Below are 8,175 nucleotides of genomic sequence, written 5' to 3' on the forward strand. Positions count from 1 at the left end.
AGCGGGGGCAGCGCCGCTGCAGCGACCGATCACGCCACCAGCGCGGCGTCCTCGTCTAATCCATCGATGCCGCGCTGCGCGGCGAGCAGGCTGATGATCTCGGCGTTCGGCCGGGCCTTGCTGAACAGAAAGCCCTGGCCTTCGTCGCAACCTTCGGCGCGGAGGCAGCTCAGCTCGGCTTCGGTCTCGACGCCTTCGGCGGTGATGGTGACGCCGAGGCCTTTGCCGAGGCTGACGATGGAGCGGATGATCGCCTGGGCCTCGCGATTGGCGCCGAGATCGCGCACGAAGGACTGGTCGATCTTGATCTTGTCGAACGGGAAGCTGCGCAGATAGCTCAGGCTGGAATAGCCGGTGCCGAAATCGTCCATCGAGATGCGCACGCCGAGCGCGCGCAACGCGTGCAGCGTCGCCAGTACCTGGGCGCTCTTCTCCAGCAGCAGCGTCTCCGTGATCTCGAGCTCGAGCCGCCGCGGCGGCAGGCCCGAATGCTTCAGCGCATCCGTCACCATCGAAAGCAGATTGCCGCTGCGGAACTGGAGCGGCGACAGGTTGACGGCGACGCGGACGTCGTCAGGCCAGGTCGCAGCGTCGTGACAGGCCCGGCGCAGCATCAGACCGCCGAGCGGATTGATCAGCCCGGTTTCTTCCGCGACGGGAATGAACTCGGCCGGCGAGACCATGCCGCGCTCGGCATGCGGCCAGCGTACCAGCGCCTCGAAGCCGGTGATGCGGCCGCTCTGGAGGTCGATCAGCGGCTGGTAGTACGGCCGCAGCACGTCGTTCTGGATCGCGTCGCGCAGCTCGACCTCGATCTTGCGGCGGGTCTGCGCTTTCGCATCGAGCGCCGCCTCGAAGAACGCGAACGAGCCGCGCGCATCCAGCTTGGCGCGCGACAGCGCCATGTCGGCGCTCTTGAGCAGCTTTTCGGAATCGTCGCCGTCGCCCGGCGCCATCGCGATGCCGATGGAGGCGCTGATCACCACGGAATGGCCGTCGAGCAGATAGGGATCGGCGATGGCTTCGAGCAGGCGCTTGGCCAGCAGCACCGCATCCTCGGGACGCGTCAGGCCGCTCTGCACGATTGCGAACTCGTCCGAGTTCAGCCGCGCCAGCGCGTCCTCCTCGCGCAGGGTCGAACGCAGCCGCTTGCCGACGCCGCGCAGCAGCTTGTCGCCGACCGCGTGACCCAGCGTGTCGTTGACCGCCTTGAAATTGTCGAGCCCCAGCATCAGCAAGGCGACCTTGTCGGTACTGCGCCTCGTATGCAGCAGCATTTCGTCGACCTGCTGGCGCAGCAGATTGCGGTTTGGCAGACCGGTCAGCCCGTCATGCTGGGCCATGAAGGAGAGCCGCGCCTCGGCGCGCTTGCGCTCGGTGATGTCCATCAGCGCGAGCAGCACCGCGGGCCGCTCGGCATAGGTCAGTTCGCGGGAATAGATTGCAAGGTCGATCAGGGCGCCGTCGGCCTTGACGTGCTTCCAGGTGCGTCCGGCCTGCTCCTCGCCGGCCGAATCGGCGGTCCAGGGCGGCTCGCTGTCGAAAGCCTGAAGGGAACGGATCGTCAGCTGCTCGAACTCGGCGCGGCTGTAGCCGTAATGGGCGACCGCGGCATCGTTGACGCCGAGGATGCGCTCGTCGTCCAGTGCGCAGACGATCATGGGGACGGGATTGCCGTCGAACAGCAGGCGGAACGAGGCCTCGCGCTGCTTCAACTCGGTGATGTCGACGCGCAGGCCGACGACGCCGCCGTCGTCGGTCAGCCGCTCGTCGATCAGGATGACGCGGCCGTCCGCCAGCTTCTGCTCGTGGCGCGAGCCGGGCTGATAGAGCTTTTGCAGCCGCTCGGCGATCCATTCTTCCTCGTGGCCGGCGGCTTCCGGATAGTCGCCGCGGGCGACGCCAATGCGGAGCGTGTCCTCGAGGCGCGCGCCTTCCTCGAACAGATCGGCGGTCTTGCTGTAGATCTCCGCGTATTGCTTGTTCCAGAGGACGTAGCGGCCCTCGGCATCGAGAAACACGATGCCTTGCGGCAGGATGTCGATGGCCTGGCGCAGGCGCTCGTGGGATTTTCGCGCTTCCGCGATCGCAGCCTCAGCCTCGGCACGGCTGCGCAGAACTTCGTCGCGTTCGGACGGAAGATGAGGGGCGCGCGCAAAGCGCGGCTTGCGCGGGTGCAGGCCGGACCTGCCAAGCACGCTTCCCTTTCGCTTTTTTGGTTTTCGAGACCCCGAACTCAACTTCACTCGTCCCAGTCGCACCCAGCGACCGCAACTCTTGGGGCAAGTGTCTGAAAAAAAAGTAATCTTGGGTGGCATGGCGATTGGACGCACGGTCTGGCAGCCACGAAAAAGCAGCCCTTGTTGCCCATTTGCAAGGCGCGGCAGCGCCGATGGGCGCTCCAAGCGCATCGCATCGTCGTGATCGGAGCACGAGATGGCGCAAAATTGCGCGCCGCCTTGAATCATTTCCGGGATCGCGCGGGATTGCATGCAGAAGGGAGTGAGCACGCGTCCCGCGCACGAATTTTGGTCAATGCACGAGAGGGTTATCGCGTCGTTAAAAATCGGCCGGCCGCGCTGGGAACCGCAACTTTTGAACGAAATTTCAGCGGAAGGACCGTTTCTTAACCCTGGCGCGGTGTTGGGCTATAAGGATGTCAGCATGAGTCCCCGCCGCCTCGCCCCTCTCCTGCTCGTCATGACGCTCCTGGCCGCCGGCGACGCGCTGGCCCAGGACAAGGGCAGCGTCAACCCAAAACCGCTGCCGCCGCTCGCCAATCCGAACGATCCCAGTATTGGCGCCAAGGAGCTGTTCGCGCGAAAGCTGCTGCCGTCGAAGGGACCGGCGCACGTCATCGGCTCCTACACCAAGGGCTGCATCGGCGGCGCCGAGCAGATGCCGCTCAACGGCGACGATTGGCAGGTGATGCGGCTGTCGCGCAATCGCAACTATGGTCACCCCGCGATGATCGCGCTGATCAAGCGGCTTGCGGCGAGGGCGCACAAGGACGCGGGATGGCCAGGCATCCTGGTCGGCGACATCGCCCAACCGCGCGGCGGGCCGGCGCTGTCCGGCCATGCCAGCCACCAGATCGGCCTCGATGCCGACATCTGGCTGACGCCGATGCCCGACCATCGGCTCTCGCGCGAGGAGCGCGAGGACATGTCGGCGGTGATGATGGTGCGCCCGGATCGGCTCGACATCGATCCAAAGGTGTTCACGCCGGGCCATGTGCTGGTGCTGCGCGACGCGGCGCAGGAGCCGGCGGTGCAGCGCATCTTCGTCAATGCCGCGATCAAGAAGGCGCTGTGCCGCGAGGCCAAGGGCGACCGTTCCTGGCTGTCGAAGATCCGGCCGTGGTGGGGCCACGACTATCATTTCCACATCCGCATGCGCTGCCCGGCGGGCGCGAGCGACTGCGAGGGCCAGCCGTCGCAATCCGACGACGAAGGCTGCAAGCCCTCCGATCTCGCCTATTGGTTCAGCGACGGCGTGCTGCACCCCAAACCGCCGCCGGAGCCGCCGAAGCCGAAACCGCCCATGACGCTGGCGCAGATGCCGGCGGCGTGCAAGGCCGTGCTGCACGCGGGCAATGCGAAGCCGTAAAGCCTCCGCGGTCGTCCCCGGGATGACGAATCCCTGGTTGGCGCCATGCGAACCGTCGCCTTTGACCTGTTCCGCCACCCTGTTATGATGACCCAGCGATCGCTTGCCGGACCGTAAGTCCGTCGGGCTTGCCGGAACAGCGCTTCCGCCGGTCGCAAGCCTCATTCAACCAACGCCGTCTTGCGCGCGCCGCCTTGCGTGCCGTGAGCGCGCGCATGGAGCGCTTCCGATGTCCCGCCTTTCCGTGCTTCTTTCGGCTTTGTTCCTTCTGGCCGCGGGCCTTTCGCCTGCTAGAGCCGAGGACAAGACCATCACCGTGTTCGCGGCAGCCTCGATGAAGAACGCGCTCGACGAAGTCGACGCCGCCTACACCGCCAGGACCGGCGTCAAGTTCAGCGTCAGCTATGCCGCAAGCTCCGTGCTCGCCAGGCAGATCGAGCAGGGCGCGCCGGCCGATGTGTTCGTCTCCGCCGACACCGACTGGATGGACTACGCGATCTCCAGGAAGACCATCAACGAGCCGACCCGGGTCAATTTGCTCGGCAACAGCATCGTGCTGATCGCGCCGAAGGATTCCAGGCTCGACAACGTGCCCATCGCGCAGGGGTTCGACCTCGCAAAACTCGCCGGCGACGGCAGGATCGCGACCGGCGACGTCAAATCCGTGCCGGTTGGGAAATATGCCAAGGCGGCGCTTACGAGCCTGGGGGCCTGGCAGGCGGCCGAGCCGAAATTCGCCATGGCCGAGAGCGTGCGTGCCGCGCTGACGCTGGTCGCGCGCGGCGAGGCCAACCTCGGCATCGTCTATTCCACCGATGCCAAGGTCGAGCCCGGCGTGAAGATCGTCGGCACCTTCCCGGCGGATTCGCATCCCGCGATCATCTATCCCGTCGCTGCGACCACGACTGCAAAGGGCGAGACCAGCGACTACCTCGCCTTCCTGCGCTCGACCGCCGCCAAGACCATTCTTGAAAAATTCGGTTTCAAGTTCCTGATCAGCCCCTCGACTTGATTTGCGATTTGATGCTCGACATCTCTCCCGCCGAATGGACGGCGATCCTGCTCTCGCTCAGGGTTGCCGTGATCGCGACGCTGGTGGCAACGCCGTTCGGCATTGCGCTGGCATGGCTGCTCGCGCGGCGTGATTTCTGGGGCAAGTCGGTGCTCGATGCGCTGGTGCATCTGCCGCTGGTGCTGCCGCCTGTCGTCACCGGCTATCTGCTGCTGCTCACTTTCGGCCGGCGCGGGCTCGTCGGCGGTTTCCTGGCGGACCATCTTGGCATCGTCTTCGCCTTCCGCTGGACCGGTGCTGCGCTTGCCTGCGGCTTGATGGCGTTTCCGCTGCTGGTGCGTCCGATGCGGTTGTCGATCGAGGCGATCGACCGCCGGCTCGAGCAGGCCGCCGAGACGCTCGGCGCTACTCCTTTCAAAGTGTTTTTCACGGTGACGCTGCCCTTGGCGCTGCCCGGCGTGCTCGCCGGCATGGTGCTCGGCTTTGCGAAAGCGATCGGCGAGTTCGGCGCCACCATCACCTTCGTGTCCAACATTCCCGGCGAGACTCAGACGATTTCGTCCGCGATCTATTCGCTGATCCAGACCCCGGACGGCGACGCCGCCGCGGGACGGCTCGTGATCGTCTCGATCGTGCTGGCGCTCGGTGCGCTGATTGCCGCCGAATGGTTCGCCCGCCGCGCCACCGCGCGCCTGCACGGGAATTGACCATGCTGCGTGTCGACATCGAAAAGCAGCTCGGCGAGTTCTCGCTGTCCGCCGCTTTCGCGAGCGAGGGCCGCGTCATCGGCCTGTTCGGAGCGTCGGGCGCCGGCAAGACCTCGCTGGTCAACATGATCGCGGGACTGCTGCGGCCCGACCGCGGCACTATCGTGATCGACGGCGAGACCGTCGACGACAGCGCGGCCGGCATTCATGTCCCGACCTGGCGCCGCCGCATCGGCTATGTGTTCCAGGATGCGCGGCTGTTTCCGCATCTCAACGTCGCGCAAAATCTCGACTATGGCAGGCGGATGAACGGCCTCGCGCCCGATCCGGCGCAGCACAAGCGCGTCATCGAGCTGCTCGACATCGGCGCGCTGCAGGGTCGCCGCCCCGGAAAGCTCTCCGGCGGCGAACGCCAGCGCGTCGCGCTCGGTCGCGCGCTGCTGTCGAGGCCGCGCCTGCTGCTGCTCGACGAGCCGCTCGGCGCGCTCGACGAGGGTCGCAAGCTGGAGATCCTGCCCTATCTGGTGCGGCTGCGCGACGAGGCCAACGTCCCCATGGTCTATGTCAGCCACGACGTCGCCGAGCTGCGCCAGCTCGCGACGCAGATCGTGATGCTGAAGCAGGGCCGCGTGACGTCGTTCGGCGGGGTTAAGGTGTTGACGTGAGGGGGGCGTTGAGCAGGCAACGGTTGAGGCAAGCCGCCGGCCCACCCTCCGCCGTCGTCCTGGCGAAAGCCAGGACCCATACCGCGTGATCTATCAGCGGCCGGTGGTGTGCGTACCAGCGAAGAAAACGTGACTGCCGGTGTTCGCAAAACTACTCCCCGGGGTAATGGGTCCTGGCTTTCGCCAGGACGACGTTGGGGAGGCATGTCGCTTCAACGATTCTCACGGCCACGACGCGCGAAACGCCGCTAAACTCCCGCCACCGAGCTCCACAAATCCGCCAGCTTGCGCCGCAGCGCCTGCCTGCGCGTCAGCGGCGGGGGCGTTTCCTCGTCTTCCGGCAGGCGCAGGCCGACGACGTTGACGCGGCCACCGGAGATCGAGCGCGCCACAAGCACGATCGGATCCAGCACGAGCTCCGCCCCCTCTTTCGGCGCGCGGTCGAGATGCACGTCGAAATAATCAGCGAGCGTGTGCCCGCTCTCGTCCTCGCTCACCTTCACGCCGTAGATCTCCGCGAGCTCGGCGAGCGTGTGCTCGCCGGAGACCATGAAATCGCCCAGCAGATGCGGGTCCGGCGCCGAGCTCGGCTGCATGTCGACGAAGAAGCGGTCGAGCGATTCGGCCTTTTCCGGCGGCGCCAGCAGATAGATGTAGTCGCCAGGCGCGATGGGCTCGGCTTCAATCGGCGTCAAAATGCTCTCGTTGCGTATCACCAGCGTGGGCTTCGACCAGGACGGGATCAGGCCGCGGCGAAAATACAGGCTCTTCGGCCGCACCGGATAGCCGACGAGCTGCTGCTCGAGCTGCCCGGGCAGATCCAGTTCGACACGGCGCGGGCCGCGCTCGGCGCGCGGCAGCGCCACGTGCAGCTTGCGCGCGGCCGGCGCCAGGGTCCAGCCTTGCAGCAGGAGCGAGATGATGACGACGACGAAGGCGACGTCGAAATAGAGATAGGCCTTCGACAGCCCGACCAGCATCGGGATCGAGGCCAGGAAGATCGCGACCGCGCCGCGCAGGCCGGTCCAGGCGATGAAGATCTTTTCACGCCAATTGAAGCGGAACGGCGCCAGGCACACGAACACGGCGATCGGGCGCGCCAGCAGCATCAGGACGAATGCGATCCCGACCGCCGGCAGCACGCTGCCGCCGAGCCGGCTCGGCGAGACCAGCAGGCCCAGCAGCACGAACATCACGATCTGCGCCAGCCAGGTCGCGGCGTCCAGGAAGGCCACCACCGAATTATGCGCGCGCGTCGGGCGGTTGCCGATGATGATACCCGCGAGATAGACCGCGAGGAAGCCTGAGGCGTGCATGATCTGCGAGCCGCCGAAGATGACGAGCGCGGCGGTGGTGACGAACGGCGCATGGAGGCCCTGCGGCAGCGCGACCTTGTTGAGCGCGATGACGACCAGACGCCCGCCGATCACCCCGACGACGGCGCCCAGCACGGCCTCCTGCGCAAACTCCATCAGTACATGCGCGGCCGTGCCCGTTCCCAGCGAGATGTATTCGACCAGCATCAGGGTCAGGAAGATCGCGAAGGGATCGTTGGTGCCGGATTCCACCTCCAGCGTCGCGCCGACGCGCGGGCGCAGGCGCAGGCCTTGGGTATGCACGAGCAGGAACACTGCGGCCGCGTCAGTCGAGGCCACCACGGCGCCGACCAGCAGCGACTCCGTCCAGTTGAGGTCGAGCGCATATTTCGCGAACGGCGCCGTGATCAGGGCGGTCAGCAGCACGCCGACGGTCGCGAGCACCATGGACGGCGCCAGCACGGTGCGGATGCTGGCAAAGCGGGTCCGCAGGCCGCCGTCGAACAGGATCAGTGCGAGCGCGACCGAGCCGACCAGATAGGTGGTTCGGACGTCGTCAAACTGCAGCTGTCCGGGACCGGAATCGCCCGCGAGCATGCCGATCGCGAGGAAGACGAGCAGAAGAGGCGCGCCGAAGCGCAGCGCAAGCAGGCTTGACAGGATCCCGGCCAACACCAGGACGGCGCCGAGCAATATGGCGAGGCTGACAGTGTCGAGGGAAGCCATGCGGTGCTGCGGTTACTCCGGGAGATCGACGATTTCAGTCAGGCGGCCACCGGCCGGGCACTCCCTCGCCCCGCTTGCGGGGAGAGGTCGAAATTCGAGCGCAGCTTGAATTTCGGGTGAGGGGGACTCTCCGCGAGTCC

General features: G+C 66.3%; 6 protein-coding genes. 4 read left to right on the plus strand and 2 right to left on the minus strand.

Annotated elements, in window-relative coordinates; all coding sequences use genetic code 11:
* Positions 1–29 precede the first annotated feature (29 nt).
* Positions 30–2,198: a putative bifunctional diguanylate cyclase/phosphodiesterase gene (locus AC0L2J_RS29900; RefSeq protein ID WP_473395393.1), complete on the minus strand. Its 2,169-nt coding sequence runs from the start codon at positions 2,196–2,198 to the stop codon at positions 30–32.
* A 466-nt stretch (positions 2,199–2,664) separates the two neighbouring features.
* Here AC0L2J_RS29900 and mepA point away from each other — a divergent pair, with 466 nt between their 5' ends.
* From mepA to modC, 4 genes are all read left to right on the plus strand, one after another.
* On the plus strand, positions 2,665–3,609 hold the full coding sequence (gene mepA / locus AC0L2J_RS29905) for a penicillin-insensitive murein endopeptidase (protein ID WP_473395394.1): 945 nt from the start codon (positions 2,665–2,667) through the stop codon (positions 3,607–3,609).
* A 229-nt stretch (positions 3,610–3,838) separates the two neighbouring features.
* The gene (gene modA, locus AC0L2J_RS29910) at positions 3,839–4,621 is read left to right on the plus strand and encodes a molybdate ABC transporter substrate-binding protein (protein WP_473395395.1); all 783 of its coding nucleotides are present in this window, start codon (positions 3,839–3,841) and stop codon (positions 4,619–4,621) included.
* Between the two features lie 11 nt (positions 4,622–4,632).
* Positions 4,633–5,328 (plus strand): molybdate ABC transporter permease subunit, encoded by a 696-nt coding sequence (gene modB, locus AC0L2J_RS29915; RefSeq protein ID WP_007604962.1) that lies wholly within the window; start codon positions 4,633–4,635, stop codon positions 5,326–5,328.
* Positions 5,329–5,330: 2 nt separating this feature from the next.
* A complete protein-coding gene (gene modC, locus AC0L2J_RS29920) occupies positions 5,331–5,993 on the plus strand; it encodes a molybdenum ABC transporter ATP-binding protein (RefSeq protein WP_007604960.1) in 663 nt (220 codons plus the stop codon).
* A 248-nt stretch (positions 5,994–6,241) separates the two neighbouring features.
* Here the strand turns inward: modC and AC0L2J_RS29925 are convergent, their stop codons facing one another.
* The gene (locus tag AC0L2J_RS29925; RefSeq protein WP_063994525.1) at positions 6,242–8,035 is read right to left on the minus strand and encodes a potassium/proton antiporter; all 1,794 of its coding nucleotides are present in this window, start codon (positions 8,033–8,035) and stop codon (positions 6,242–6,244) included.
* Between the last annotated feature and the right edge of the window lie 140 nt (positions 8,036–8,175).

This window comes from Bradyrhizobium sp. MV1.5, assembly GCF_055807615.1.

What these genes read in the sequence shown, in the direction of transcription:
- AC0L2J_RS29925 (WP_063994525.1), bottom strand. Translation starts at nt 8,035, where the DNA reads ATGGCTTCCCTCGACACTGTCAGCCTCGCCATATTGCTCGGCGCCGTC.
- mepA (WP_473395394.1), top strand. Translation starts at nt 2,665, where the DNA reads ATGAGTCCCCGCCGCCTCGCCCCTCTCCTGCTCGTCATGACGCTCCTG.
- modC (WP_007604960.1), top strand. Translation starts at nt 5,331, where the DNA reads ATGCTGCGTGTCGACATCGAAAAGCAGCTCGGCGAGTTCTCGCTGTCC.
- modB (WP_007604962.1), top strand. Translation starts at nt 4,633, where the DNA reads ATGCTCGACATCTCTCCCGCCGAATGGACGGCGATCCTGCTCTCGCTC.
- modA (WP_473395395.1), top strand. Translation starts at nt 3,839, where the DNA reads ATGTCCCGCCTTTCCGTGCTTCTTTCGGCTTTGTTCCTTCTGGCCGCG.